The organism is Intestinimonas massiliensis (ex Afouda et al. 2020) (assembly GCF_001244995.1).
In the GTDB taxonomy this organism is placed as follows: Bacteria; Bacillota; Clostridia; order Oscillospirales; family Oscillospiraceae; genus Intestinimonas; species Intestinimonas massiliensis.
In genome coordinates this window covers 1,042,657-1,069,410 of sequence record NZ_LN869529.1, presented here as the reverse complement: position 1 = coordinate 1,069,410, position 26,754 = coordinate 1,042,657, and the positions used below count along the sequence as shown (strand labels likewise).

20 protein-coding genes are annotated in these 26,754 nt (G+C 62.0%); 9 read left to right on the top strand and 11 right to left on the bottom strand.

Annotated features, from left to right (window positions below):
- The first annotated feature begins 83 nt into the window (after positions 1-83).
- Both galE and BN2154_RS09120 read left to right on the top strand, forming a co-directional pair.
- Positions 84-1,106 (top strand): UDP-glucose 4-epimerase GalE, encoded by a 1,023-nt coding sequence (gene galE, locus BN2154_RS09125; RefSeq protein ID WP_050618497.1) that lies wholly within the window; start codon positions 84-86, stop codon positions 1,104-1,106.
- The gene (locus BN2154_RS09120) at positions 1,106-2,221 is read left to right on the top strand and encodes a phosphotransferase enzyme family protein (protein ID WP_050618496.1); all 1,116 of its coding nucleotides are present in this window, start codon (positions 1,106-1,108) and stop codon (positions 2,219-2,221) included. The genes galE and BN2154_RS09120 overlap by 1 nt, the downstream gene beginning before the upstream one ends.
- Before the next feature lie 70 nt (positions 2,222-2,291).
- On the opposite strand, the gene BN2154_RS09115 is transcribed toward BN2154_RS09120, so the two are convergent.
- The 3 genes from BN2154_RS09115 to rsmA form a co-directional block, all read right to left on the bottom strand.
- Positions 2,292-3,323: a transglutaminase domain-containing protein gene (locus BN2154_RS09115; RefSeq protein WP_050618495.1), complete on the bottom strand. Its 1,032-nt coding sequence runs from the start codon at positions 3,321-3,323 to the stop codon at positions 2,292-2,294.
- 334 nt (positions 3,324-3,657) lie between these two features.
- Positions 3,658-5,430, bottom strand: coding sequence for a phosphoenolpyruvate carboxykinase (GTP) (locus BN2154_RS09110; protein ID WP_050618494.1), 1,773 nt, complete (start codon positions 5,428-5,430; stop codon positions 3,658-3,660).
- Positions 5,431-5,581: 151 nt separating this feature from the next.
- Positions 5,582-6,433: a 16S rRNA (adenine(1518)-N(6)/adenine(1519)-N(6))-dimethyltransferase RsmA gene (rsmA, locus tag BN2154_RS09105; protein WP_050618493.1), complete on the bottom strand. Its 852-nt coding sequence runs from the start codon at positions 6,431-6,433 to the stop codon at positions 5,582-5,584.
- A 163-nt stretch (positions 6,434-6,596) separates the two neighbouring features.
- On the opposite strand from rsmA, the gene BN2154_RS09100 reads away from it, so the two are divergent.
- Genes BN2154_RS09100 through BN2154_RS09090 form a run of 3 tightly spaced genes read left to right on the top strand, consistent with a single transcriptional unit; the run spans position 6,597 to position 9,738 of the window.
- The gene (locus BN2154_RS09100; protein WP_050618492.1) at positions 6,597-8,012 is read left to right on the top strand and encodes an MBOAT family O-acyltransferase; all 1,416 of its coding nucleotides are present in this window, start codon (positions 6,597-6,599) and stop codon (positions 8,010-8,012) included.
- A gap of 14 nt (positions 8,013-8,026) precedes the next feature.
- Positions 8,027-9,214: an alginate O-acetyltransferase AlgX-related protein gene (locus tag BN2154_RS09095; RefSeq protein ID WP_050618491.1), complete on the top strand. Its 1,188-nt coding sequence runs from the start codon at positions 8,027-8,029 to the stop codon at positions 9,212-9,214.
- A gap of 14 nt (positions 9,215-9,228) precedes the next feature.
- Positions 9,229-9,738, top strand: a complete 510-nt coding sequence (locus BN2154_RS09090; protein WP_050618490.1) for a GNAT family N-acetyltransferase — start codon at positions 9,229-9,231, stop codon at positions 9,736-9,738.
- 51 nt (positions 9,739-9,789) lie between these two features.
- Here the strand turns inward: BN2154_RS09090 and BN2154_RS09085 are convergent, their stop codons facing one another.
- The 8 genes from BN2154_RS09085 to ylxM all read right to left on the bottom strand — a co-directional run bounded on the left by BN2154_RS09085 (position 9,790) and on the right by ylxM (position 15,736).
- The gene (locus BN2154_RS09085) at positions 9,790-10,626 is read right to left on the bottom strand and encodes a DegV family protein (protein WP_050618489.1); all 837 of its coding nucleotides are present in this window, start codon (positions 10,624-10,626) and stop codon (positions 9,790-9,792) included.
- Positions 10,627-10,762: 136 nt separating this feature from the next.
- Entirely contained in the window at positions 10,763-11,662 is a 900-nt protein-coding gene (locus tag BN2154_RS16445; protein ID WP_050618488.1) for a G5 and 3D domain-containing protein, read from the bottom strand.
- A 480-nt stretch (positions 11,663-12,142) separates the two neighbouring features.
- Entirely contained in the window at positions 12,143-12,904 is a 762-nt protein-coding gene (gene trmD, locus BN2154_RS09075; protein WP_050618487.1) for a tRNA (guanosine(37)-N1)-methyltransferase TrmD, read from the bottom strand.
- On the bottom strand, positions 12,897-13,400 hold the full coding sequence (gene rimM / locus BN2154_RS09070; protein ID WP_050618486.1) for a ribosome maturation factor RimM: 504 nt from the start codon (positions 13,398-13,400) through the stop codon (positions 12,897-12,899). Before rimM ends, trmD begins: the two co-directional genes overlap by 8 nt.
- A 56-nt stretch (positions 13,401-13,456) precedes the next feature.
- A complete protein-coding gene (locus tag BN2154_RS09065) occupies positions 13,457-13,687 on the bottom strand; it encodes a KH domain-containing protein (RefSeq protein ID WP_050618485.1) in 231 nt (76 codons plus the stop codon).
- A gap of 11 nt (positions 13,688-13,698) precedes the next feature.
- The gene (gene rpsP / locus BN2154_RS09060) at positions 13,699-13,935 is read right to left on the bottom strand and encodes a 30S ribosomal protein S16 (protein WP_050618484.1); all 237 of its coding nucleotides are present in this window, start codon (positions 13,933-13,935) and stop codon (positions 13,699-13,701) included.
- 71 nt (positions 13,936-14,006) lie between these two features.
- Positions 14,007-15,365, bottom strand: coding sequence for a signal recognition particle protein (ffh, locus tag BN2154_RS09055; protein WP_050618483.1), 1,359 nt, complete (start codon positions 15,363-15,365; stop codon positions 14,007-14,009).
- A 2-nt stretch (positions 15,366-15,367) separates the two neighbouring features.
- Entirely contained in the window at positions 15,368-15,736 is a 369-nt protein-coding gene (gene ylxM / locus BN2154_RS09050; RefSeq protein WP_050618482.1) for a YlxM family DNA-binding protein, read from the bottom strand.
- 196 nt (positions 15,737-15,932) lie between these two features.
- Between ylxM and BN2154_RS09045 the strand changes: the two genes are divergently transcribed.
- The 4 genes from BN2154_RS09045 to lgt all read left to right on the top strand — a co-directional run bounded on the left by BN2154_RS09045 (position 15,933) and on the right by lgt (position 26,666).
- Positions 15,933-23,108: a GH36-type glycosyl hydrolase domain-containing protein gene (locus tag BN2154_RS09045; protein WP_050618481.1), complete on the top strand. Its 7,176-nt coding sequence runs from the start codon at positions 15,933-15,935 to the stop codon at positions 23,106-23,108.
- A gap of 69 nt (positions 23,109-23,177) precedes the next feature.
- Positions 23,178-24,479 carry an EF-P 5-aminopentanol modification-associated protein YfmF gene (yfmF, locus tag BN2154_RS09040; RefSeq protein WP_050618480.1) on the top strand — a complete coding sequence of 434 codons (1,302 nt, stop codon included), beginning with the start codon at positions 23,178-23,180 and terminating at the stop codon, positions 24,477-24,479.
- Positions 24,472-25,752 (top strand): EF-P 5-aminopentanol modification-associated protein YfmH, encoded by a 1,281-nt coding sequence (yfmH, locus tag BN2154_RS09035; RefSeq protein WP_050618479.1) that lies wholly within the window; start codon positions 24,472-24,474, stop codon positions 25,750-25,752. The genes yfmF and yfmH overlap by 8 nt, the downstream gene beginning before the upstream one ends.
- Positions 25,749-26,666 carry a prolipoprotein diacylglyceryl transferase gene (gene lgt, locus BN2154_RS09030; protein ID WP_050618478.1) on the top strand — a complete coding sequence of 306 codons (918 nt, stop codon included), beginning with the start codon at positions 25,749-25,751 and terminating at the stop codon, positions 26,664-26,666. Before yfmH ends, lgt begins: the two co-directional genes overlap by 4 nt.
- The last annotated feature ends 88 nt before the right edge of the window (positions 26,667-26,754 follow it).

The window sequence follows — 26,754 nt, the reverse complement described above, 5'->3', positions numbered from 1 at the left end:
TATTCTGCAAAACCGTCCATTTCCTTTTTTCGATTCGTCAGTACAATGGCCATAGAAGCCTGATACAGTAAGGAGTGGTATATATGTCTATTCTGGTCAGCGGCGGCGCCGGCTATATTGGCAGCCATACCTGTGTGGAGCTCATCCATGCAGGCTACGACATCGTGATTGCCGACAATCTGGTCAATTCCAGCCGTGAGGCGGTCCGCCGGGTGGAGGAAATTGTGGGGAAGCCCATTCCCTTTGTCGAGGTGGATCTGTGCGACGCCGCCGGGGTCGAGACACTGTTCGCTCAGCATCCGGATATCCAAGCCGTGATTCATTTTGCCGCGCTCAAGTCTGTGGGGGAGAGCGTGTGTAAACCTCTGGAGTATTACACCAATAATCTGGTGAACACCCTGACGGTGCTGAACGCCATGCGCGCCCATGGGGTGCGGAATTTTGTGTTCTCCTCCTCCGCCACCGTATACGGCGATCCAGCCAGCGTCCCCATCCGGGAGGATTTCCCCCTGTCCACCACCAACCCCTATGGGACCACAAAGCTCTTCCTGGAACGGATCCTCACCGACTGCTGCGCCGCAGACCCCAGTCTGAATGTGGCCCTGCTGCGGTATTTTAACCCCATCGGCGCCCATGCTTCCGGGCGGATTGGAGAGGACCCCAACGGCATCCCCAACAATCTGGTGCCCTATATCGCCAAGGTGGCGGTGGGACAACTGCCTGAGCTCCACGTGTTCGGCAGCGACTGGCCCACCCACGACGGCACCGGTGTGCGGGACTATATCCATGTGGTGGATTTGGCCCGCGGCCATGTGGCCGCGTTAAACAAGCTCGACCAGAACTGCGGCCTGTTTATCTGCAACCTGGGCACGGGCAGGGGGTACAGCGTACTGGATGTGCTCCACGCCTATGAGCGGGCCTGCGGCAAGCCCCTTCCCTATGTGCTGGACCCCCGCCGTCCCGGCGACATTGCCGCGTGCTGGGCCGACCCGTCCAGGGCCTTGGCGGAGCTGGGCTGGCAGGCGGAATACGGGATTGATGAAATGTGCGCCTCCTCCTGGAAGTGGCAGAGCATGAACCCAAACGGGTATGAGGAGGGCGTGTGATGCAGCCGGCAGAGAAGTACCTTGGTGAGGTACTGGAGGCGTACGACCTCCATGCGCCTGTGGTGGGGGCCGTCCGCTTTGGGCAGGGCCATATCAACGACACGTTCTGCGTACATACGCAGCCGCCGGAGGGCGACTGCGTCCGATTCATTCTGCAGCGAATCAGTGACGCCGCTTTCAGCAGCCCGGTCCAGCTCATGCAGAATATCGTCGGGGTTACCGACTACCTGAAAAGGATCATAACGGAGGAGGGCGGCGACCCGGAGAGGGAGACCCTCACCATTCTGCATACCCGGGCCGGTGAGACCTTTTATACCGACCGGGGGGGGCGCGCTTGGAGATGTATGCCCTTTATCGAGGATACCGTCTGTCTCCAATCCGCTGAAACGCCGGAGCTCTTTGCCGCCTCGGCCCGGGCCTTCGGGCAGTTTCAGAGGCGTCTGCGGGACTATCCGGCGCACACGCTGTTCGAGACCATTGAAAAATTCCACGACACCGAGGACCGCCTGCGCAGGTTCAAGGCGGCTGTACAGGCCGACGTGATGGGCCGGGCCGGAGGCGTCCGCCCGGAGATCGACTTCGTTCTGGCCCGGGAGCCCGACTGCTCTGTGGCGCTGGAGGCCCAGCGGGCCGGGAAGCTCCCCTTGCGCGTCACACACAACGACACAAAGCTCAACAATGTGCTTCTGGACCGCAGGACGGGGGCAGCGGTATGCGTGATCGACCTGGATACCGTGATGCCGGGCCTGGCCATCAACGATTTTGGGGATTCCATCCGGTTTGGAGCCAATCATGCGCCGGAGGATGAAAAGGACTTATCCAAGGTTGGCTTTGATCTGGATTTATTTGCCGTCTATACCCGGGGATTTTTAGAGGGCTGTGCCGGCTCTCTGACCTCCGCGGAGTTGGAATATCTGCCCTGGGGGGCAAAATTAATGACGCTTGAGTGCGGGATGCGTTTTTTGACCGACTATCTGGAGGGAGACCACTATTTTGCGGTCCACCGGGAGGGTCAGAACCTGGACCGCTGCCGGACACAGTTCAAACTGGTCTCCGATATGGAGCGCCGGTGGGGCGAGATGGCAGACGTTGTTCGGAGATCGGTCGGACAGTAGCGGCAACCTATCGTAAAAAATCACCACGGGGTCCCGTTCAGGGACCCCGTGGTGATTTTAGGAGACGGGCTTATGGGTCCGGTGCCTGATATCGCTCCGCCTCGTTGGCCTCCTCCGAGATGACCTCCTGCTCGGGTGCCTGCTCTGGAAAGCGGACCAGCAGCACCGCCTGGGGCCAGTTGAGGGACACCGCCGCGTGACGGCCCTTCTGCTGCGCCGCCTGCTCCAGTCCCAGCAGCAGTTCCCGCAGCACCTCCCGGGTCAGAGGACCACCTCTCCAGTGGAAGAGAAAAGGAAGGCCTTTTCGAATGGCCTGCTGCGCCCGCTTGCATGCCTCCTCCGTCTTGGTGAAGGAGAGCTTTTTCTCCCGGTAGTAGAACCGCTCCCCGTCCGTGCAGGCGGGAATAGGGTACATGGCCGGCTCATGGTCGCGGAGCAGGTGTTTGTCATCCAAATTGAAGTAGTCGTGCCGAAGCGGGCCGTCCCGGCTCAGGGAGGCGTCGAAGGTGGCGTCCAGGTGAAAATACCGCCCATCCAGCCGAAGGACATTCCAAGCATGGCGGTACTGGATACCTCGGTCCGGCGCCGCTTCGGAGATCGCGATGATACACCACACGTCCAGCGCGTCGCACAGGACCTTGACCGACTTGGCGATCCCCTCACACACTCCCACGCCCTGGCTCAGCGGTCCGATGATCTCGTGGGAATAGGGCTTCTTCAGCTTGTCGTAGTGCACATTCCGGCAGATGAAGTCGTGGATATATTGTTCTTTCTCCGCCGCAGTCAGGGCCATAGCCGGGCGGACCAGCTTGTCGATCCGGGCGGAGAGGGCCTTTTGATGCTCGCGCACCTTACCCTTGCCGAACCGATAGTCCGGCAGCAGTTCCACATTGGAGGCCCCCGGGACAAGGCGGTAGGAAAACCCGGTGACGTAAAAGATGTCAGGGCAGTCCAGACGCAGCTTGAAAAAGACGTCGCTCAACCGGCGGCCATCCAGACACGGGACCGGAAAGGAGGGGCGCAGCTCGGCAAATCCGGTTTTCATTGCGTGGTAGACGCTTTGCCCGATCCGGTCCATCTGTTGATAATAATAGGCTTCCATAGCGATCCTCCGCAGTATGGTCTGGCCCCAGTTTACCTTATCCCGCCGCAGAAAGCCACCATGAATTTTGCCGTTCCCCGCCGATGTACGCGATCGCGATTCAGCACATGGCTGGAGCATGAATCATGCGGCCCTTGTCCTGCGGCAGGCAGCCGCCCAGCGTCCGCAGAAGCGGCTGTCGGACCGGGCTCATATAAACCTTCAGAGCCTTTTTCGTGCGCAGAACAATGACGCGTCCATAAAAATACCTTCTTATATTACACATATTATAACATTATGGAATATAAAAAAGAGAGGAGCCGAAAAATCCCGGCTCCTCTTTTGAAGGAGGCTGCTATTCGGCCAGACGGGCCTCCAGCTCCTCCAGCGAATCGGACAGCTCCTGGGGCAGCTTGTTGCCGAACTTCTGATAGAAGGTGTGGATACCGGCGGCCTCCTCCTGCCAAAGGGCCCGGTCCACCTCCAGCAGGCCCTTGAGAGTGTTCAGATCTACGCCGGCGTCCTCCAGGTCGATGTCCTCGGCCTTGGGCAGATAGCCGATGGGGGAGTCCACCGCGTCGGCCTCGTCAAAGCAGCGCTTCATGATCCACTCCAGCACCCGCAGATTATCGCCGAAGCCGGGCCAGATGAAGTGGCCCTCGTCGTCGGTGCGGAACCAGTTTACGTTGAAGATCTTAGGGGCCTTTTCGCCGAGCACCTTGCCCATGTCCAGCCAGTGCTGCCAGTAGTCGGCCATGTGATAGCCGCAGAAGGGGAGCATGGCCATGGGGTCCCGGCGGACCACGCCCACCGCGCCGGCGGCGGCTGCGGTGGTCTCGGAGGCCATAATGGAGCCTACGAAGACCCCATGGTCCCAATCGCGGGACTGATAGACCAGGGGAGCGGTTTTGGCCCGGCGGCCGCCGAAGACGATGGCGGAGATGGGCACGCCGGTGGGGCGTTCAAATTCCGGGGAGATACAGGGGCAGTTTTTGGCGGGAGCGGTGAAGCGGGAGTTGGGGTGGGCGCCCTTTTCACCGGAGGTGGTGCCGTTCCAGGGATTGCCCAGCCAGTCCAGCGCGTGCTGGGGCGGATTTTTGTCCAGACCCTCCCACCACACGGTGTTGTCGTCCAGGTTGAGGGCCACATTGGTGAAGATGGTGCCCTCGCGGGTGGAGGCCAGGGCATTGGGGTTGGACTTCTCATTGGTGCCCGGCGCCACACCGAAAAAGCCGTACTCGGGGTTCATGGCCCATAGGCGGCCGTCCTTGCCCACACGGAGCCAGGCGATATCGTCGCCCACGCACCAGACCTTCCAGCCGGCTTTGCGGTAGTGCTCAGGGGGGATGAGCATGGCCAGATTGGTCTTGCCGCAGGCCGAGGGGAAGGCGGCGGCCAGATAGCGAACCTCGCCCTGCGGGTTCTGGATGCCCAGAATGAGCATATGCTCGGCCATCCAGCCCTGATCCCGGCCCAGAACGGAGGCGATGCGCAGAGCGAAGCACTTCTTGCCCAGCAGCACGTTGCCGCCGTAGCCGGAGTTGACGCTCATGATGGTGTTATCCTCGGGGAAGTGGACGATATAGCGGTTCTCCGGATCAATGTCCGCTTTGGCGTGGAGACCCTTGACATAGTCGGGCGAGTCCCCCAGGGCGTCCAGCACCTGCCGCCCCACCCGGGTCATGATGGCCATATTGAGCACTACGTAGATGGAGTCGGTGAGCTCGATGCCGTACTTGGCAAAGGGGGAGCCCACCACGCCCATGGAGTAGGGGATGACGTACATGGTGCGGCCCTTCATGGCGCCGGTATACAGTTGGAAGAGCTTGGCGTACATCTCCTGAGGGTCCATCCAGTTGTTGGTGGGGCCGGCGTCCTCCTGCTTCCGGCAGCAGATGAAGGTGCGGTCCTCCACCCGAGCCACGTCGTTGGGGGCGGTGCGGTGCAGGTAGCAGCCGGGCAGCTTTTCCTCGTTCAGCTTGGTCAGTTCGCCGGTGGCCACCGCCTGAGCCCTCAGCTCCTCCAACTGCGCTTCAGAGCCGTCGATCCAGACGATGGAGTCGGGCTGACACAGGTTGAACATCTGGTCGATCCAGTCCAAAACTGCGCGATTTTGGGTGAGTTCCATAAAAAGAGCCTCCTTTGGTGTGGGTGAGAGTTGTCATTATTGTAAGATAGAACCATACAAATTGCAAGGGAAACCCAAGAATTGGCGGAGAAGTGGCAATTCAAACGGATCGCCGTTTGAATTTGCAGGGTTTTGTGCAAAAAGAGCCTGCTCAGGAGTAGAGCGCGCGGGTCAGGGCGGCAAATTCCGGAATGCCCAGCCGCTCGCCGCGGACATCGGGGGGAAGGCCGCAGGCCGCGACGGCGGCCCGGAGCCGCTCCTTGTCGCCGCAATCTCCCAGCCCGGCGGACAGGGCGTTGAGCAGAGTTTTGCGGCGCTGACCGAAGGCGGCTTTGACCACCTGGAAAAAGCGCTTTTGATCCACCTCCACCGGCGGGGCGGGCCTGGGTGTGAGACGGATGACCGAGGAGGTCACCTTGGGGGCGGGGACGAAGCACTCCGGGGGCACGTCGAAGAGAAGCTCGGGAAGGGTGTGGTACTGGCAGTAGACGGAAAAGGACCCGTAATCTGAGGTGCCCGGTGCGGCGCAGATCCGTGCGGCCACCTCCCGCTGGATCATTACGGTGATGGCGGAGAAGAGGCCGGAGTCAATGAGGGCGGTAAGCACCGGCGTGGTGATGTTGTAGGGCAGATTGGCGCAGGCCATGGGGACCAGGCCGGAAAACTCCCGCTCCACCAGGGCGGCCAGGTCCAGCTTGAGGATATCCCCGGGGACGACCTGTACGTTGTCCCGCCCGGCCAAGGTCTCGGCCAGCACAGGGAGAAGGGCGCGGTCCAGCTCCACGGCCACGACTTTGGCCGCCGCGCCGGACAGCCGGACGGTGAGCGGGCCGATACCGGGGCCGATTTCCAGCACACCGTTTTCCCGGGTCACTCCGGCTCCGGCTACCATATCCTCGGGCACCCAGGAGGCGATCAGAAAGTTCTGCCCCATGGATTTGGAAAAATGGAAGCCATGTCGGCCCAGCAGGGCCTTGATGTCGCTGATGTTGCACAGGTCCATATCGTATGTTCCACCTTTGCGGTCAAGTATAGGCATTATACCAGCTTTCTGAGCATTTGTCACTCACTGGTGCTGCGCGCGCATGCAGGAAAGAGAGTTGGCAAACAGGCTTGTTTGTGGTATCCTATACAACACGCTTTGATACGGCATTGGGAGGCGCTTCATGGTCTTTAGCAGCATCAGCTTTCTGTTTGTGTTCTTACCGCTGTTGCTGGCGGTCTACTTTCTGCTGCCGGCCCGTCTGCGAGAGGGACGGAATCTGGTCCTGCTGCTGTTCAGCCTGTTTTTTTACGGCTATGGCGGCCCCCGATTTTTGCTGCTGATGCTGCTCTCCATCGCGGTCAACTACGCGGGGGGCCTGTTGGCCGCTCCGGACCGACGGAGACGCAGGCTGTGGACGGGCCTGGTGACGGCAGTCAACCTGGGATTGCTGGGCTGGTTCAAATATGCCGGCTTTCTGGGGGCAAACCTGAACCGCATCTGGACCGGGCTTCCGGTGCCGGAAGTGGCGCTGCCCATCGGGATCTCCTTTTTTACCTTTCAGGGGTTGAGCTATGTGCTGGACGTTTATCGGGGAGAGGCTGCGCCTGAACGCAACCCTCTGCGGGTAGCGCTCTATATCTCCCTGTTTCCCCAGTTGGTGGCGGGCCCCATTGTCCGCTATACCACCGTGGCGGACGAGATCCGGAACCGACGGGAGACTTTGGATGCGTTTACAGATGGAGCGGTCCGCTTTCTCTTCGGCTTGGGCAAGAAAATGCTGCTGGCCAACCAGCTCGGCCTGCTGGCCGACCAGGTCTATGCCACCCGGCCGGAGTTCCTGACCACCGCGCTGGCCTGGCTGGGGGCGGCGGCCTATACGGGGCAGATCTACTTCGACTTTTCGGGCTATTCTGATATGGCCATCGGCTTGGGGCGGATGTTCGGCTTTCACTTCCTGGAGAATTTCAACTACCCGTATCTCTCTCAGTCCGTCACGGAGTTCTGGCGGCGGTGGCATATTTCCCTGTCCACCTGGTTCCGGGATTACCTCTATATTCCGCTGGGGGGCAACCGCTGCGCCCACTGGAAGCATATCCGCAACATCCTGGTGGTCTGGGCGCTCACCGGCCTGTGGCATGGGGCGGCGTGGAATTTCCTGTGCTGGGGCCTCTATTTCGGGCTGTTGCTGTTGGGAGAAAAGTACGGCTGGGGGAGAATTCTGGAGCGGGCTCCCGCGGCGTTGCGACACCTTTACGCCATGGTGTTGATTGTCGTGAGTTGGGTGCTGTTCCGCGCCGAGACCTTGGACTATGCCGTGCGGTTTTTGCAGGCCATGGCGGGCTTTGCCCAGGGAGGGCTTACTGACGGCCGCACCACCTATTATCTGCTGGAATTTCGTTGGGAACTCCTCCTGGCCATCCCTGCGGCCATGCCCGTCAAGAGCTGGCTCCAAAACTGGCTGGAGTCAAAGAGCGGTGCTGCGGCCCAAGCCCTTTTGGCTTGGGGCCCCAAGCTCATCGCGCTGGGGATGTTTGGCCTGTCCTTCCTGCGGCTGGTGAGCTCCAGCTTCAATCCCTTCATCTATTTCCGCTTCTGAAAGGGGGACAAGCCATGAAACGGGCCTCACAGATGGGTTTCCTGCTGTGCTTTTTGGGGATTCTGGCGGCGGTGCCGCTGCTCATCGCCCTGCGGGGGGCGGACAATCAGACCTCTTATTATGAAAACCGCACTCTGGCAGCCATGCCGGAGTACCAGACGGCGGACCTGCTCAGCGGGGCATACTTCAGCGCCTGGGATACCTGGCTGACCGACCACATCCCCAGCCGGGACCGGCTGTTGGGCCTCAACACCCAAATCGACTACCGGCTGCTGCAAAAGCCTGTGGTCAACGACGTGGTGGTGGCCGCTGACGTGCTGCTGCCCTTCCAGACATATGGAACCTGGGACCTTGCCTATCTGGCCGAAACGGCGGACCAGGTCACCGAGGGCCTTGCCCGGCTGAACGAGACGTTAGAGACTTGGGGCGGCCGGTTCTATTACTTGGGCGTCCCTCTTCAGAGCTCCTATTTCTACGACCGCTACCCGGATTATCTGGAAAACCGCAAATGGCATGTAGACGGTATGACCGCCGCTTTTGCCGCTTCTATGGAGGAGAAAGGGCTGGATTTCCTGAATATGGGGGACGTATTCGCGGCCCAGGGGAGGCCAGCGGGCTGCTACTCCGCCTCCGACCATCATTTCAGCTACCGGGGAGCTTTCGCCTCCTATCAGGCTATGATGGCGCATATCAATGCCGATACGGGGTGGAACCTGCCGGTGCTGACAGAGGAGGAGCTGACCATCGTGCCCGCGCCCAATCCCTTCCTGGGGTCCCGGAACCGAAAGCTCTACGGCCTGTGGACCGGGGCGGAGAAGCTCTCTATCGGAGTGCAGGCCGCGCCTGTCCCCTTTACCCGGACGGACAACGGGGCCCCGGTTCCGGCGACCCTGTACGAGCTGCCGGAGGACCCGGCGGCAGAGGTGACCTACGACGTGTATATGGGGGGCGACAAGGCCGAGACCATCCTCCGGACGGACCGGCCCGAGCTGCCCAATCTGCTGATTTTTGGGGACTCGTTCACGAATCCGCTGGAGACCCTGTTCTATACCGGCTTCAATGAGACCCGCAGTTTGGATCTGCGCTATTATGACCAGAAGGGTATTTTGGAGTATTTGGAGGAGTATCGGCCGGATGTGGTGATCTGTATCCGGGACGACACCGCATATCTGTCCACCGAAGGCAATGGAAACATTCGATAAGAGGAGGAAGAGAGATGGAATACAGCATACGACCCATTGGGCCGCAGGACGCGGAGGGCTTTAACGCCCTGCGTCGGATGCCGGGGGTATTCGAGAACACGCTGGGATTGCCCTCGGAGCGGGTCAAGCGCAACCAGGACGGCATCGCGTCGCTGGGGCCCGACGACCACAATTTTGTGGCTGTGACCCCGGACGGCACGGTTATCGGTGTGGTGGGGCTTAAGGTGAAGCCCCAGCTTCGGATGCGCCACACGGCCGACGTGGGCATTTTTGTCCACACCGACTGGCAGGGGAAGGGCGTGGGTACCGCGCTGATGCAGGCGGTGCTGGATCTGGCCGACAATTGGCTCATGCTGGTCCGGGTGGAGCTGGAGGTGTTCACTGACAACGTTAAGGCCATCCACCTCTATGAAAAGCTGGGCTTTGAGAAGGAGGGGTGCAAGCGTATGACCACCGTGCGAAATGGCCGCTATGTGGACGAGTACGTTATGGCCCGCCTGCGGCCCGTGGGCAAGGAGCGATAGACGCCAAAAAAGGTGCCGGAACCAATTCTTTGGTTCCGGCACCTTTTTCGTTCAATAGGCGGCGACGATACCGCCGTCGTTGGCGTAGACGGTGCTGATGCCCCTGGTCTCCACAATGACGACGTCCCGGAACTGACAGGCCTTGAGCACCATCTCCTTGAGCTGGAAGGCCCGTTCCAGGCAGTTGCAGTGGGAGAGCACCAGGGTCCGGCCCACATGCTTGGCGTCCTTGACCATCAGCTCCACCATTTTGGACAGAGCCTGTTTGATGCTGATGGCCTGACCCTTTTTGCAGATTTCTCCCTCGGGAGTGGCCCCCATCAGCAGCTTGATGCGCAGGGCCCCGGTGACCACCGACTGCAGTCCGGTGAGCCGCCCGTTCTTCCGCAGATTGTCCAGGGACTCCAGCACGAACAGGGTCTGCATGTCCCGGGAGAAGCGGTCCACTTCGCGGATGACCTGCTGGAAGAGCAGACCCTGAGAGGCAAATTCCCGGATCTTCATGGCCAAAAGCGCCTCCCCGGCCGAGGCGGAACAGGAATTGAAGATGTGCACCTTGGCATCCGGATGCTCCTCCAGCCAGATCTGCCGGGCCTGCTGGGCGCTGTTATGGGAGCCGGACAGCAGGGCGGAGAGGGTGACCACGTACAGCTCGTCGGCGCCGCAGTCAAAAGCGTCCAGATACTGGGCGGGGGAGGGGCAGGAGGTCTGGGGAGCGCTCTCGCTTTCCTTCATCCGCCACAGCAGCTCCGCCTGGTCGAAGGCGGCGTCATCCACGATAACCTTGTCCCCCACCCGGATGGTGAGGGGGACGCTGCTGTAGCAGGGCTCCCGCAGGAGGGAGGGGGTCAGGTCGCAGCAACTGTCCACAATAATTTTGAAACTCATAAAAAGAATCTCCTAATCTGGTATTGTAAATTAGATTGTATCATTGGACCAAAGGGAAGTCAAGAATAACCAGATTAAAATTGTGGCCGGAGCGTATGGAAAACCACCTCAGTGGGAGGTGGTTTTCCGGATGGGTTTAGTCCAGGATATAGACGGTGCAGCTACGGACGCCGAAGTTGATGCATTCACTGTAGGTGTCGAAGAAGAGATCGACCCGGTTGCCTTTGATGCTGCCGCCACAGTCCTCCGCCGTGGCAACGCCGTAGGTGATGGTGCCGTCGGAGGAGACGATATACATGCGGGTGCCATAGGGAATGACCTTGGGGTCCACGGCGATGGCGCCTACCCGGGCGATGGTGCCGGTGGCGGTCTTTTTCCAGGACTGGCGCTCCGTGGTGTAGGCGGTGGCCTTGACGGTGAGGGCCCTGGCGTAACGCAGCGTCTGGCCGGAGGCGGTGGTAAGGACGCCGCTGCCGTCCTCCGCGGCGTTCACATGGGTGAGCACGTCGCTGGTGACGCTGAGGTAGGAGGCGGCCACGGCGGGCAGCCGGGTGCCGTACTCCACGATCTCGTCTACGGGCTCCTCCGCCACAGAGCGCCCCAGATCAGAGCGGTGCACGGTGCCGTCCGGATCGGTGACGATCCGGGTGGTCTCGATGACCCGCCCCTGACGGCCGGTCTGGACGACCTGCTCCTGCCCCAGCTCCAGCTCGGGGTTTTCACGGCGGACGGTCTGGTAGGGCAGCAGCTCGGCGAGCTCCGTCTCATAAGTGGTGAGGGGGCGGGCAATCTCCACCTGGACGACCCGGTCCTCGCGGACGGACCGGACCTGGTCGGCAGCGGAGAGAGCGATGCCCGCCCGCTCCAGTGCGCCGTCCAGCTCTCCGGCGTAGCCCTCCACCGTGGTGATCACGTCACCGTCGGTGATGATATAGGTGGTGCGGGGCGTCGCGGAGCCTGTAACCAGAGTGACGGCCAGGGCGGCAGTCAGCAGAAAGACGATGACGCGGCCCCGCTGGGATAATCGTGTCAACATAAAGGAAGAACCTCCTGAAACAAGACTGCAATGATTTGTAACTTTTGCATTTGGACTACAGTACAGGGATTATAGCCACATTTGGAGCAAAAGTCAAACTTACAACCCGGTTTTCAGAAGATTTCAATGTAAAAAGGGAAATTATGTGAAGGCGGATTCCGTCGGCATGAGGGAAAAAGAGAAACGAAAGGTAACAAAAAGTTACAGATAAAATGCTTGTGCCCCAATGGATTGGGCGATTTGGGCGATGAAACGGGAAGAGAGGGGGGCCGTTGGTGTCGAGGACCGGCGAGCTGGAGAAAAGATTCGTTCCAATTGAAAGATTTTCCCTGTGTTTTGACAAGGAAAGTTCCAGAACAGCAAGATAATTCCAAAAAATCTTGTGAAAGCTGTCGGAGACAGGGGAGGGCTGTCCCACGAAAGTTTGTGTAACCTGGAGAGAAAAAATGCATATTTTCTGCTGAAAAAGGGAGAATCGCGTCAGGTAAGGGGGGGTATTTCCGCCTCCTCGGCCTCCAGCTCCCGCAGCAGCTTCTGGTCAGACTTGGAGGACAGGTCCAGTCGCGCATAGAGGTCCGGCCGCCGGGTCCGGGTACGGAGGAGGGCCTGCTTGCGCCGCCATTTGGCGATGTTGGCGTGGTGACCGGACAGCAGAATGGACGGGACGGCGCGGTCATGCCACACCTCGGGACGGGAGTATTGGGGATATTCCAGCATCCCGTTGTAGTGACTCTCCTCTTCGAAGCACTCCGGGTCGGGAAGGACGCCGGGGACCATGCGGGCCACCGCATCGGCCACCGCCATGGCGGGGATCTCCCCGCCGGTAAGGACGAAATCCCCCATGGAAAGCTCCTCGTCCACGCACTCCTCAATGAACCGCTCATCGATGCCCTCGTAGTGCCCGCAGACCAGGATCAGGTGATCATAATCGTTCTTCAGGCGCTTGGCGGCGGCCTGGTCAAAGGTTTTGCCTGCCGGAGACATGTAGATGGTGCGTCCGGGGCCGTAGGTGTCTACAATGTGTTTCCAGCACTGGTAGAGCGGGTCGGCCTGCATCACGGCCCCGCGTCCGCCCCCGTAGGGATAGTCGTCCACCTGCTTCTGCCTGTTTAAGGTATAATCCCGAATCTGATGGGCTTCGATGCGGATCAGGTCCCGCTCCTGGGCCCGGCCCAGGATGGACTCGCTCATCATATCCCCCACCGTTTCGTCAAAGAGGGTCATGATATCGATCCTATACATCGCTGGCCATCCCTTCGATGAGGCGGACCCGAATGTAGCCGCCTTCCACATTGGTCTCCGCCAAAAATTCATCCACGGCGGGAATCATATACTCGTGGCGCCCGCCCTTCACCACATAGACCTCGTGGGCCGGCGGGGTGAGCACATCGGCGATCGCTCCCAGCACCTCGCCGCTGGCGGCGTCCCGCACCTCCAGGCCAATCAGGTCGGCAATAAAGTGCCGCCCTTCAGGGAGGACCACTCCGGTGCGGTCGATGGAGATGATTTTGCCCTTGAGACGCATGGCGGCATTGACGTCGCTCACGCCCTCCAGCCTGACAAGGATATTTCCTTTGTGCGCGCGGGCGCCCAGCACCTTGAACGGTGTACCATCGATATAAAAGACGTCAAAGCCGCGGAGAAACTCCGGCGAGTCGGCCCATGGGACGATCTTCAACTCCCCCTGTACACCGTGGGTGTTGACGATCTGCCCGGCCTCTAAAAACTTGTTTTTCATAGGTCGCTCCTTTTTCAATAAACGAAAACGGCGGGGCTGCCCCCGCCGTTCTTGTCTCAATCGACGATCTCAACTGAAACCTTCGTTCCTTTGCGCTGGGCCACGGAGCGCATCAGCGTGCGGATCTCCTTGGCGATGCGGCCCTGACGGCCAATGACCTTGCCCATATCCTCGGGGGCCACCCGCAGTTCCAGAACGGTCTCGCCCGCCCCGGCGGTCTCAGTGACGGAAACCGCTTCGGGATGCTCCACCAGGTTCCGGGCCACATAGGTAAGCAGTTCCTTCATTGGTGTTCTCCTTACACGCCGGCCTTCTTCAGCAGAGACTTGACGGTCTCGGTGGGCTGGGCGCCGGTCTTGATCCAGGCCTGGGCGCGCTCCACATCCACCTTCAGCTCAGCGGGATTGGCCTTGGGATCATAGGTGCCGATCTCCTCGATAAAGCGTCCGTCGCGGGGATAACGGGAGTCGGCCACCACGATACGATAAAAGGGAGCCTTCTTGGCGCCCATCCGACGCAGTCTGATTTTCACCATTTTATATTCACCTCCATATTGTTCTACATCTTTTATATGGAAACGTCCGCGGGGACGCTTACCAACCGGGATCATCCGAAGGGAAAGCCCTTCCTTTTACCCATGCCGCCGAAGCGGCCCATCTTTTTGGCCAGCTTGCCGCCTGCCATCTGGCGGGTCATCTGCTGCATCAGCTCAAATTGCTTGAGCAGTCGGTTGACGTCCACAACCTGGGTGCCACTGCCGGCGGCGATGCGCTTTTTGCGGCTGGAGTTGAGCAGGGAGGGGTTCTCCCGCTCTGCAGGGGTCATGGAGAGGATGATGGCCTCAGTCTGGGACAGCAGACGCTCATCCACGGTGGCGCCCTCCAGCGCCTTGGCGTTGACGCCAGGGAGCATCCCGGCGATATCGGACAGCGAGCCCATGCTTTTGAGCTGGATAAGCTGTTCGTAGTAATCCGTCAGGGTGAGACGGTTTTTCTTCATCTTCTCCTGGAGCTCGGCAGCCTTCTTCGCGTCGAAGTTCTGCTCCGCCTTTTCGATGAGGGAGAGCACGTCACCCATACCCAGGATGCGGGAGGCCATACGGTCCGGGTGGAAGACCTCGATTTGGTCCAGCTTTTCACCCACGCCCACGAATTTGATGGGCTTGCCGGTGACGGCCTTGATGGAGAGCGCCGCGCCGCCCCGGGCGTCGCCGTCCAGCTTGGTGAGCATGACGCCGGTGATGTCCAGGGCTTCGTCAAAGGTCTGGGCGGCGTTGACAGCGTCCTGACCGATCATGGCGTCCACGATGAGCAGGATCTCGTCGGGGTCAATGGCGGCCTTCATCACCTTGAGCTGTTCCATCAGCTCCTCGTCCACATGGAGCCGGCCGGCGGTATCCACGAACACAATGTCGTTGCCGTGCTTCTTTGCATGCTCAATGGCTGCCTTGGCAATATCCACCGGGTCGATCTGCCCCATCTGAAACACGGGAATGTCCAACTGCCCGCCTACGACCTCCAACTGGTGGATGGCAGCGGGGCGGAAGGTATCGCAGGCTGCCAGCAGAGGGCGCTTGCCGTTCTGCCTCTTCATATACCCCGCCAGTTTGGCTCCGTTGGTGGTCTTGCCCGCGCCGTTGAGACCCACCAGCATGACTACGGTAGGCGGCTTGGGAGATAGGTTCAGCTTGGTGCTCTGGCCGCCCATCAGGGCGGTGAGCTCCTCGTTGACGATCTTGACGATCATCTGAGCGGGGGTGAGGCTCTCCAGCACATCGGCTCCTACGGCCCGCTCCGTGACTTTTTTGATGAACTCCTTGACCACCTTGTAGCTCACGTCGGCTTCCAGCAGGGCCAGACGGATCTCACGCATGGCCTCCTTGACGTCGGACTCGGACAGGCGGCCCTTGCCGCGCAGCTTCTTAAAGGCGGAGGAGAGCTTTTCGGTCAAACCTTCGAATGCCATGCTTACTCCTGAATCAAAGTCTCGGCCAGGCCCTCGAGCCGCTTACCCAGCGCTTCCAGCTCGTCGTCCTCAAAGCGAGCGGCGTTGAGCTCCAGAAGTCTGTGGGCGCAGCCCTCCACCTCCTTGAGCTGGGCCTGCATGGTGTGGAACCGGCGGATCAGGCCGGTCTTGTCCTCGATTTCGGTGAGGTAGGCCTCCGCCCGGACAATCACGTCCCGTACGCCCTGGCGGGTGATACCATAATTTTCGGCGATCTCGGCCAGAGAGAGGTCCTCGTTGTAATAGAGGTCGTAGAACTCCTTCTGCCGGTCTGTGAGCAGATCGCCGTAAAAGTCGAAGAGCAGGGCCATGCGGTAAGCCTGATTCTTCATGTCCACACCTCCGTCTGCATTTTGTAAAGCTTTTGGCCTTTACACAACGAATATGATACAACATTTTGCACCCGTTGTCAAGATGAAATCCCGGAAAGGCGGAGATTTTCCCGGTTGCGGGGCGGGAGGAATAGGTTGGGGGCCGATTGGGAAAAGCTAGGGAGAAAATGAGCACAGCACGGAAAGGGGAGTCCCCATGGACCGCACCACATTTCTTCCCATGGACGATAAGCATTTGGGGCAGTTTGGAGAGAATACCGCCCGCGCCTTCCGGCCGGAGGGCTGGATGGGGGGGCGGCCGGTCTGGCGGCTGGCCCTGGAGTGCCTCCAACGGGTTACCGCGGTGCGGGACCGGGTTTGGCGGGCGGAGAAGAGCGGGGCGGCGGAGTGGCTGTTGGACAACTGGTATTTGGCGCAGCGGGAGGGCCGGGACGGAGCGGCAGCCTTCCGAAAGGCCCGGCGGCTGCGGTATATCGTGCGGGATAGAGTGCGCCGGCCGCTGGTGCTGGAGTTGGCCCGGGCCTTTGTCTGGGGGGCGGGGGCGGACGCCGGCCCCCAAAGACTGGAGCTCTTTCTGGAGCGGGCGCAGGGCGCCCAGCCGCTGACGGAGCGGGAGCTCTCGCTCTTCGTTCCGGCCCTGAAATGCGCTCTGGTGGAGCGGCTGGACCTGCTGTGCAGGGAGCTGAACCGGGAGGATGGCGAGGAGGAGCGGCTGAGCGCCGGGATGGGGTCGGTGTTTACCGCCCTGCGGACCCTGTCCACCGCCGACCTGTCCGGGCTGCTGGAGCGGGCCAGCCGGGTGGAGGCCATCCTCCAGAGCGATCCTGCGGGGGTCTATTCCCTCATGGACGACGAGACCCGGGGCCGCTACCGCCATCAGGTCTGCCGCCTGGCCCGGCAGAAGGGCCTTTCCGAGATTGACACGGCGGAGCGGGCGATCCAATCGGCAGCCCAGGCACAGGGGGAAGAGCGGCATGTGGGCTTCCAGCTCTTTGAGCCCCAGACGCACCTGACCGCAGGCGTCCTGTATGTGGGGGCGGTGGTGGTGACCACGCTCTTCCTCTCCTTACTGCTGGGGTTCCGGCTGGACTGCCTGTGGGCGCCGATGCTGCTGCTTCTGCCGGTATCCGACATAGTGAAGAACGGGGCCGACTTCCTGGTGGTGCGTCTGGTGCATCCCCGGCCGGTCCACCGGCTGGCGCTGAAGGGGGGGGTGCCGGAGGAGGGGCGGACCCTGTGTGTCATCGCCAGCCTGCTCACCGACGGGCACAGCGGAGACAAGCTGGCCGCCCTGCTGGAGCGCTATCGGCTGGCCAATCGGGACGCGGGGGCGGAGCTGCGCTTCGGCCTTTTGGCCGACCTGCCGGACCGGGACAGCCCCATGGGAGAGGCGGAGCGCCGCTGGACGGAGTCGGCCCGAAATGCCGTGGAGGGTCTGAACGCCAAATACGGCGGGGGGTTTTATCTCTTTTTCCGCCGGCCCGCTTTCCATGCCGTGGACGAGCGCTACATGGGCTGGGAGCGCAAGCGCGGGGCCCTAGTCGAGCTGGTCCGGCTGCTGAAGGGGCGGCGTTCCGGCTTGGAGGTGCTGGCCGGGGACCGCACGGCGCTGAAGGGGACCCGCTATGTCATCACGCTGGACTCGGACACCTGCCTGAGCGTGGGCACCGCCCGGGAGCTGGTCGGCGCCATGCTGCACCCCATGAACCGGCCCAGAGTGGACCCCAGGCGCAGGGTGGTGGTCTCCGGCTACGGTCTGCTCCAGCCTCGGGTGGGGGTGGAGCTGGAGGCGGCCAATCACTCCCAGTTCTCCCGCATCTTCGCTGGCCAGGGGGGGGTGGATCCCTACGGCTCGGCCGCCAGCGACGTGTATCACGACCTCTTTGATGAGGGCACCTATACCGGCAAGGGCATCTTCGACGTGGACGTGTTTTTTACCTGCCTGGACCGGCGGTTTCCCGAAAATACCATTTTGTCCCACGATCTGCTGGAGGGCGCCTATCTCCGGGCGGGACTCATCGGAGACGTGGAGCTTACCGACGGCTATCCCTATAAGGTAACCTCTTATTTTTCCCGACTCCACCGCTGGGTGCGAGGGGATTGGCAGCTTTTGCCCTGGCTGGGCCGGACGGTCCGGGATGAGAACGGCAGGCGGGAGGCCAACCCCGTGGGGCCCATCGCCAAGTGGAAGCTCTTCGACAACCTGCGCCGCAGCCTGGTGCCGGTGTCCACCCTGCTGGCCCTGGTGCTGGGTATGTGCCTGTCCGGGCCGGTGTTCGCGGCGGCGGCGGGGGTGGCGGTCCTGGCCGCCGCCTCCCATCTGCTTCTTTCCGGGGCCGATCTGGCCTTCCGGCGGGGAAGAGGCCTTACGGAGCGCTACCACTCCACTATTATTACGGGGTTTGGAGGGGTTCTCCTCCAGACGCTGGTGCAGCTTTTGTTCCTGCCCTATCAGGCATGGATCTGCGCCAGCGCCGCCCTCACCGCCCTGTGGCGGATGGGGGTGTCCCACAAGAAACTCCTGGCCTGGACCACCGCTGCCGAGGCGGAACGGAGAGCGGGGGACGGACTCTGGGCCAATTACCAAAAAATGTGGCCATCGGTGGCGGCGGGGCTGCTCTGCGTGGTATGTTCCCGGTTCCCAGCCGGAGCCGCCGTCGGACTGGTGTGGATGGCCTCTCCGGTCTTTTCCTGGGCCATGAGCCGCCCCGTCGCCCGGGCGCGGAGGCTGGAGAAGGAGGATCGGCCCTTCCTGCTCCACCAGGCGGCCCTGATCTGGCAGTATTTTGCCGAGTTCCTCCGGCCGCAGGACCACTGGCTGCCGCCGGACAACTGGCAGGAACAGCCTGCCGTGGGCCTGGCCCGGCGGACCTCGCCCACCAACATCGGCATGGCGCTGCTGTGCTGTCTGGCGGCGGCGGACCTGGAGCTGACGCCCCGAAACCGGGCGCTCTCCCTCATCGGGCACATTCTGGACACGGTGGAGAAGCTGCCCAAGTGGCATGGACATCTGTATAATTGGTACGACACCGCCGCCGCTGTACCGCTGGAGCCGCGCTACGTGTCCACGGTGGACAGCGGAAACCTGTGCGGCTGCCTGATTGCGCTGGAGGCGGGCCTGCGGGAGTGGGGGGCGGACGGAGAGGCCGACCGGGCGGCGGCGCTGGGGGCGGCCATGGAGTTTGCCCCGCTGTACGATGCCACCCGCCGGCTGTTCTATATCGGCTACGACTGCACCAAAGGGGAGTATACCCAAGGCTGGTATGACCTGATGGCCAGCGAGGCCCGGCAGACCAGCTATATCGCCGTGGCCAGGGGGGAGGTGGAGCCCCGCCACTGGCGGAGGCTGTCCCGGGCCCTGGTGTCCTGGGACCACTATTGCGGCATGGCCTCCTGGACGGGCACCATGTTTGAATATTTCATGCCTCACCTGTTGCTGCCCGCTGAGCCGAACTCGCTGCTGTACGAATCGCTGACCTTCTGCGCCTACGCGCAGCGAAAGCGGGTGGCGGGGACCGGCGCGCCGTGGGGGATCTCCGAGTCGGCCTTCAACTCCTTCGACGCCGGGCTGAACTATCAGTACAAGGCCCACGGCGTCCAGCGGCTGGGCCTCAAGCGGGGCCTGGACCGGGAGCTGGTCATTTCCCCCTATTCCACCTTCCTGACGCTGCCACTGGCGCCGGGCCGGGCAGTACGCAACCTGCGCCGCCTGCGGGATATGGGGCTGGAGGGCCCCTACGGTCTTTACGAGGCGGCGGACTTCACCCCCGACCGCCGGACCGGCGGAAAAACCTTTGAGCCAGTGCGCTCCTATATGGCCCACCATCTGGGCATGAGCCTGGTGGCCATCGACAATACCCTCAATGGACCGATCATGCAGCGGCGCTTTATGGCCGACGCCGCCATGGCCTCCTACCGCGAGCTGCTCCAGGAGAAGGTGCCGGTGGGGGCCCAGGTCCTGCGCGCGCCCCGGCGGGAGGTGCCGGAGAAGCCCCGACGGGGAGAGCCGGGAGGCTTTCAGCGGATGGGGGAGGGCTGCAACCGGAGCCTACCGGAATGCCACCTGCTGTCCGGTGGGGCCTGGCGGGTCCTGTGCACCGACGCGGGGGCGTCCCGCTCCGTGATGGGAGGGACAGATTTGACTCGGTGCAGCCTGGCGCGGCCCTGGCAGGGGCCGGGCGTTGCCCTGTTTCTCTCTGGGCCGGAGGGGCTGATGCCCCTGACGCCCGCGCCCTTCTATCGGGAGGAGCCGGCCTACGGCTGGCGCTTTGACGGGAACGGCGCAGCGTGGACCATGGAGTGGAATTTATACGCAAGTATTTTAACCTTACAGGTTTTGGAGGAAGAGAACGGGGAGCTACGGGAGGTGACCCTGCGGTGGAACGGCGCAGGAGAGCGGACAGTGGAGCTGGTCTGCTACCTGGAACCCGTGCTGGCGCGCAGAGAGGACTACGAGGCGCACCCGGCATTCTCCAAGTTGTCGCTGGAGAGCCGGGACCTGGGAGACGGTGTCCTCTTTACCCGCCGTCCCCGGCGAAGCGGGGAAAACCGTCCGGCCATGGCGGTACTGTGGGAGGGGGCGGAGGCCAGACTGGATACCTCCCGGGAGACGGCGCTGGGCCGGGGTGGACTGCTGGCCCTGGAAAGCGCGTTGACTCGCCCGCCCCAGGGGACGGAGGGGGCTGTGTTGGACCCGTGTCTGCTGGCCCGCTTTCCTCTGACGCTTTCCGGCGGGACCGAGACTCACTTCCGGATGGCGTTGTCCGCCGCCGATGACGGAGACCATGCCGTGGAGAGCGCGGCCCGTCTGCTGCGTCGCCCCGAGGAGAGCTGCGGCGGCCGGATGGACTGGCTGATCCGCCAGCTCAATCTGACAAGTGAAATAACTTTGCATGCATTTGAGCTCCTGAGGCGGCTCCAGTTTCCCGACCGGTCCCCGGTGCGGCCCGGTTCCGAGGAACAACGCGCCCTGTGGCCCTTCGGCATCTCGGGCGACCTGCCCATTGCGGTCCTGCCGGTAGAGGCGCAGGAGCAGTTGGAGGATGCCCTTCGCCTGACTCTGGAGCACCAGTTTCTGGACCGCAGCGGGTTCCGGTTTGATTTGGTTTTCCTTCTCTCGGAGGGCGGCGATTACCGCCAGCCAATCCGGGAGGAACTGTTGGAAGGGCTGCGAGACCAGGATTGGTCCCATCGCATCGGCGTAAAGGGCGGAGTCTACCTGCTGGATGCGGCCCAGGCAGCCGGGCCTTTGCAGTCTGTGGGGCTGCTTCTGGGGACGGGGGGCTCGTTCCCAGAACGGAAATCCGCTCTAGAAGAGACTGTAAAGGAGATAAACCTGTCAAGTGTTACAGAGATGCCTGCGTTTTCCTGGGCCCGGTCGGGGGCGTTTTCCTTTCAGACCGGGGAGACCCTGCCCCCGGTGGGGTGGTCGATGATGCTCTGCAACGGGTCTTTCGGCTGGATGACCGATGAGACGGGGGGCGGACACCTCTGGCACGGCAATGCCAGGGAGCAGCCGTTGACCCGCTGGCAGAACGACCCGCTGGCAATCGGGGGACCGGAGGAACTCCTGTACCAGAGCGGAGAAGAGGTCTGCTCCTTTTTTGCCCATGCGGACGGGATGCCCTGCCAGGTGACGTATTTCCCAGGAAATGCCAAGTGGGAAAAGACCTGGCGGGGGCGGACGATCCGCTGCACCGCCTTTGTACCGCCGGATCTGGATGCCCGTATCCTCCTCCTGGAGGCGGGGGGCGAGGGCCGGGTCCTCTATCGCCGGGAGGGCGAAGCGGAGCGGAGCTGGTCCATCCGGGACAGGCTCTGCTTGCGGACTGGGCCGGAGGGGACGGAGCCTATCGACTTTACCCTGGCCGACCGGCTCTTCCGGGAGACGGAGGACTACTGGCGGGAAAAGACGGGGGCGCTGTGGTTTGACACGCCGGATCAGGCCTTGAACCGTTATCTCAATGGCTGGGCGCCCTATCAAATCATCGCCTGCCGTCTATTTGGACGGACTTCCCTCTATCAAAACGGCGGGGCCTTCGGATTCCGGGACCAGCTTCAGGATGTTTGCGCTGTTCTCCCAATCGCGCCGGAGCTGGCCCGGGCGCAGATCCTGCGGGCCTGCGCCCATCAGTACCGGGAGGGAGACGTGATGCACTGGTGGCACCCCGGGCAAAATGGAGCGCCGGACAAGGGGGTGCGTACCCGCATCAGCGACGACTTGCTGTGGCTGCCCTATGCCCTGTGCGAGTATCTGGATCAGACAGGGGACCGCTCACTTTTAAATGAGCAAGTAGAATTCCTTGTCAGCAATGTACTGGCAGAGGGGGAACGGGAACGCTACGAGGAGCCCGCCCGGTCGGAGGAGCGGGCCGCGGTCCTGGAGCACGCCCTCCGGGCGGCAGACCGGGTGCTGGACCGGGGCTTTGGCGTCCATGGGCTGGCGCTCATGGGGACGGGGGACTGGAACGACGGGATGGATCTGGTGGGGGCCGGCGGCTCCGGCGAGAGCGTGTGGCTGACCTGGTTTTTGGGACTGGTGCTGCGCCGTCTGCTCCCGCTGTGCGGCGAGGCTCGGTCAGAGCGCTATCAGGCGGCGTTGGCCGCCTGCGCCCGGGCGGCCAACGCCGCCTGGGACGGCGAATGGTTCCTCCGGGGCTACTATGACGACGGCGCTACCCTGGGCAGCCATGCCGACCAGGCGTGCCAGATCGACTCTTTGCCCCAGTCTTTTGCCGTCATCAGCGGGATGGGAGAGCCGGAGCGGACGGCCCGGGGCCTGCGCGCGGCTTTGGACCGGCTGTTTGACCGGGAACCTGCGGTGGTCCGCCTGTTTACCCCTCCCTTTGACGAGGGGGAGCGGGACCCGGGCTATATCCGGGGCTATCTCCCAGGGGTGCGGGAAAACGGCGGACAATATACCCATGCGGCGGTGTGGCTGGCCTTGGCCTGCCTGCGGATGGACTGGCGGCAGGAGGGATGGGAAGTGCTCAGAGCCCTTTTGCCCAGCGCCCACGATCCGGCCGGCTATCGGGCGGAGCCCTACGTCCTAGCCGCCGACGTCTACTCCAACCCTTTGCATCAGGGCCGGGGCGGCTGGAGCTGGTACACCGGCGCGGCGGGCTGGTATTACCGTACGGCGGTGGAAGAGCTGCTGGGCCTGAAGCTGCGGGCGGGCCTGCTCTATCTGGAGCCCAAGCTGCCTGAGGATTGGCCGGGCTTTTCCGCCCGCTGGCAGAGCGGGAAGGGCCTGTTTCACATCCAGGTGCGCCGGGGTGGGAGGAAGGAGATGACGCTGGACGGGCGTTCCCACGCCGGCGGCATCCCCATTCGGGACCTGACGGGAGAGCATACCATCCTTTTTACGTTTTGAGGGTGGAAAAATGGAAAAAATATAGTATAATACCTTCTATGACTGCAACAGAGAAAGGACGGTCCACCGATGATCCAAGTAACGCAAAAGGACCTGATGCCCGGCGTTCATCTGACGGCGGTGCATACCGAAAAATTTAAGACCTGTCTGCTGGGCGCCACGCTGCTTACCTCGCTGCGGAAGGAGACGGCCTCCCTGAACGCGCTGGTGCCATTCGTTCTTCGGCGCGGAACGGAGCGGGCGCCGGATATGGAAGCCCTGTCCGCCGCGCTGGACGAGCTGTACGGCGGCTCCATCGAGCCCAACGTCCGTAAAAAAGGGTCTGTTCAGTGTATTGGCTTTACAGGCAGTTTCCTGGATGACACCTATACGCCGGGCCGGGAAGCGATTCTGGAGCCCGCCGCGGCCCTGCTGGGGGACCTGCTCCTCCACCCGGTAAAGGAGGACGGCGGCTTCCGGCGCGAGTATGTGGAAGGGGAGCGCGCCAACCTGGTGGACCGGATTCGGGCCCAGGTCAACGACAAGCGCCAATATTCCGTGCAGAAGCTGATTCAACTGGTCTGTGCCGGAGAACCCGCCGGTGTGGATAAGCTGGGGGACGAGTCGTCCGCCGCCGCCATCACGGCAGACGGCTTGTGGGAGGCGTACCGGGCTCTGCTGCGGACGGCCCGTGTGGAGCTCTATTACTGCGGCTCGGCTCCGCTGGAGCGGGTAGAGGCGGCCCTGGCCGCCGCCTTCCGGGACCTGCCCAGAGAGGAGACGCGCACAGCGGAGGGGGTACAGTCCGTCGGGGCCCATGCGGCTCCAGGCGGGCCGCGGCTGGAAGAAGAGGCTATGGACGTGACCCAGGGCAAGCTGGCGCTGGGCTTCCGCACCGGCGGCCTGACGGCGGCCAGCCCTGAGTTTCCGGCCCTGCTGGTGATGAACGCCGTCTATGGAGGCACACCGACCTCCAAGCTCTTCCTCAATGTGCGGGAGAAGCTGTCGCTGTGCTATTATGCCAGCTCCATGCTGGAGAAGTTCAGCGGGCTGATGGTGGTTTCTTCCGGCATTGAATTTGACAAATTTGAGGCGGCCAAGGCGGAGATCCTGGCGCAGATGGAAAATTGCCGGGCCGGGACCATCGAGGAATGGGAGCTGGTAGGGGCACGCCAGTCGGTCATCAGCGCCCTGCGGACCACGATGGACGCCCAGGGCCGACTGGAGGAGCACTGGCTGGGCCAGGCGGTGGCCGAACTGACCGAGGGGCCGGACGAACTGGCCCGCCGGGTGGAGGCGGTCACGATGGACCAGGTGGTGGCGGCCGCCCGCCGTCTGGAGCTGGATACCGTTTACTTCTTGAAGGGCCGGGAGGGCAAAGCACATGGTTAAGAAGGAGTACCCGCGCATTGGAGAGAGCCTGTATCACGGCGAGCTGGTCAACGGCCTGCATGTCTATGTGGATGTAAAGCCGGAATTTTCCAAGAGCTACGCCTTTTTTGCCACCAATTATGGCGGCATGGACATGCGCTTCCAGCTCAACGGGGAGTGGCACGATACCCCTGCCGGGGTGGCGCACTTCCTGGAGCACAAGATGTTTGACACCAAGGACGGCAACGCCCTTCAGGACCTGGCCGCTAACGGAGCCAGTCCCAACGCCTTCACCAGCTCAGCCATTACGGGCTACTACTTCGAGAGCACGGAGAAGTTTGAGGAGAACCTGAAGATTTTACTGTCCTTCGTGTCGGAGCCCTGGTTTACGCCGGAGAGCGTGGATAAGGAGCAGGGCATCATTGGCCAGGAGATCCGTATGATCGAGGACGATCCGGAAAACCAGGTGTTTTATGGGATGATGGAGACCCTGTATGTTCACAACCCCATTAAGGTGAGCATTGCCGGCACGGTGGAGTCCATTTCCCACATCACAGCGGATACCCTGTATGCCTGCCATGCGGCGTTTTATAATCCGGGAAATATGGTCTTGTGTGTGGCGGGCAATGTGGACCCAGAGCGCATCTGCGAGATCGCCCGGGAGATCCTGCCCCGGGAGGGGATTGCGGATATCCCAAGGGATTACGGCGGGGAAGAGCCGGAGACGGCCGCCATGCCGGAAAAGGTTCAGCGGATGGAGGTCTCCACACCCATTTTCCAACTGGGCTGGAAGGCGGACGCCGCTCCCATGGGGGAGGAGCGCCTGCGCTGTCAGCTTATGGGGGAGCTGGCCTGTGAAGCTCTGTTCGGCACCTCCACCGCCCTTTATGCGCGCTTGTACCGAGAGGGCCTGGTCAACCAGAATTTTGGATACGGCTATGAGGCGTATCCTGGCTGTGCCTTCCTGGCCGCCGGTGGGGAGAGCCGGGACCCGCGGGCCGTGCGGGACGCCGTCCTTCAGGAGGCGGAGCGAATTGGTCGGGAGGGCATCCAGCCTGCCCTGTGGGACAGGCTGAAGCGCGCGGCTTACGGCGGCCGTGTGCGGGGCCTGAATTCGTTTGAGAATATCTGCGTGGGCCTGGCCCAGGGCCATTTTGCGGGCGCGGAGCATTTCCGCTTCCCGGAGGTGTTCGACACCATTCAAAAGGTGGACGTAGAGGCTTGCATCCGCCGTTGGGTAGTGCCGGAGCGCACCGGTCTGTCCATTGTAGAGCCCAAGGAGGCGAGGACATGAGAACCGTGGCCTTTCCAGGCCTGGGGCTGGAGTTCCACCTGGATCGGGTGGCCTTCCGCTTGGGAGACTTTGCTGTCTATTGGTATGGTATCATCATCGCTGTGGGTTTCCTGCTGGCGGTGGTCTACTGCTACCATAAGGCCCCCAAGCTGGGAATCCGGCAGGACGATGTGATCGACATGCTGTTTTTTGCCGTGCCCCTGTCCATTATCGGGGCGCGGCTCTACTACATCGTCTTTTATCTGGACCTGTTCCGTAAGGAGGACGGAAGCCTGAGCCTCTATAAAATGATGGATATCCGGGATGGCGGGCTGGCAATCTATGGGGCGGTCATCGTCGCCTTTTTTACCCTGCTGATTTTCTGCAGAGTGCGCAGAATTAATTTCCTCGCCTTTGCGGATGTAGGCGTGTTCGGACTGTTTATTGGACAGTGCATCGGTCGGTGGGGAAATTTTATGAATGTAGAGGCATTCGGCGGTCCGACGGAGCTTCCCTGGCGCATGGGAATCGACGTTTATATGGACGGAGTATGGCAGTATATGGAGGTCCACCCGACCTTTTTTTATGAATCCATGTGGAATCTGGCAGGTTTTTTGCTTCTTGTGCTGATCTCCAGGAAATTTCGAAGGTTTGACGGCCAGCTTATGCTGACCTACTTCGCCTGGTATGGTTTTGGGCGCGGGATTATCGAGGGATTGCGTACCGACAGCCTGTATTTCTTCCACACGGGCATACGGGTTTCGCAGGTTTTTGGCTTTGCTACAGCGGTGGTGGCTGTGGCGCTTCTGGTCTACCACCTGGCGGTTAAAAAGCATACGCCGGAGGAACTCTATGTGAATCGTTTGCGGGCGGCGGAAGCGGACAGGGAAGCGTCGGCTCCGCAGGCTGCAGAGGACAAGCAGGAGGATGCGTGACGGGTTTTGCCGGAGCCCATATGGGCTCCGGCAAAACCACAGAAAAAGCCGAAGGGAAGTTCTTGACATTCTGCGGCTAAATCACTAT

Bases quoted from the DNA above. Each gene is read 5' to 3' on its own strand.
- BN2154_RS09045 (WP_050618481.1), top strand. From the start codon at position 15,933: ATGGACCGCACCACATTTCTTCCCATGGACGATAAGCATTTGGGGCAG.
- BN2154_RS09095 (WP_050618491.1), top strand. From the start codon at position 8,027: ATGAAACGGGCCTCACAGATGGGTTTCCTGCTGTGCTTTTTGGGGATT.
- ffh (WP_050618483.1), bottom strand. From the start codon at position 15,365: ATGGCATTCGAAGGTTTGACCGAAAAGCTCTCCTCCGCCTTTAAGAAG.
- BN2154_RS09100 (WP_050618492.1), top strand. From the start codon at position 6,597: ATGGTCTTTAGCAGCATCAGCTTTCTGTTTGTGTTCTTACCGCTGTTG.
- yfmF (WP_050618480.1), top strand. From the start codon at position 23,178: ATGATCCAAGTAACGCAAAAGGACCTGATGCCCGGCGTTCATCTGACG.
- trmD (WP_050618487.1), bottom strand. From the start codon at position 12,904: ATGTATAGGATCGATATCATGACCCTCTTTGACGAAACGGTGGGGGAT.
- lgt (WP_050618478.1), top strand. From the start codon at position 25,749: ATGAGAACCGTGGCCTTTCCAGGCCTGGGGCTGGAGTTCCACCTGGAT.
- BN2154_RS09120 (WP_050618496.1), top strand. From the start codon at position 1,106: ATGCAGCCGGCAGAGAAGTACCTTGGTGAGGTACTGGAGGCGTACGAC.
- yfmH (WP_050618479.1), top strand. From the start codon at position 24,472: ATGGTTAAGAAGGAGTACCCGCGCATTGGAGAGAGCCTGTATCACGGC.
- ylxM (WP_050618482.1), bottom strand. From the start codon at position 15,736: ATGAAGAATCAGGCTTACCGCATGGCCCTGCTCTTCGACTTTTACGGC.
- BN2154_RS09110 (WP_050618494.1), bottom strand. From the start codon at position 5,430: ATGGAACTCACCCAAAATCGCGCAGTTTTGGACTGGATCGACCAGATG.
- BN2154_RS16445 (WP_050618488.1), bottom strand. From the start codon at position 11,662: ATGTTGACACGATTATCCCAGCGGGGCCGCGTCATCGTCTTTCTGCTG.
- BN2154_RS09085 (WP_050618489.1), bottom strand. From the start codon at position 10,626: ATGAGTTTCAAAATTATTGTGGACAGTTGCTGCGACCTGACCCCCTCC.
- rimM (WP_050618486.1), bottom strand. From the start codon at position 13,400: ATGAAAAACAAGTTTTTAGAGGCCGGGCAGATCGTCAACACCCACGGT.
- galE (WP_050618497.1), top strand. From the start codon at position 84: ATGTCTATTCTGGTCAGCGGCGGCGCCGGCTATATTGGCAGCCATACC.
- rpsP (WP_050618484.1), bottom strand. From the start codon at position 13,935: ATGGTGAAAATCAGACTGCGTCGGATGGGCGCCAAGAAGGCTCCCTTT.
- BN2154_RS09115 (WP_050618495.1), bottom strand. From the start codon at position 3,323: ATGGAAGCCTATTATTATCAACAGATGGACCGGATCGGGCAAAGCGTC.
- BN2154_RS09065 (WP_050618485.1), bottom strand. From the start codon at position 13,687: ATGAAGGAACTGCTTACCTATGTGGCCCGGAACCTGGTGGAGCATCCC.
- rsmA (WP_050618493.1), bottom strand. From the start codon at position 6,433: ATGGACCTGTGCAACATCAGCGACATCAAGGCCCTGCTGGGCCGACAT.
- BN2154_RS09090 (WP_050618490.1), top strand. From the start codon at position 9,229: ATGGAATACAGCATACGACCCATTGGGCCGCAGGACGCGGAGGGCTTT.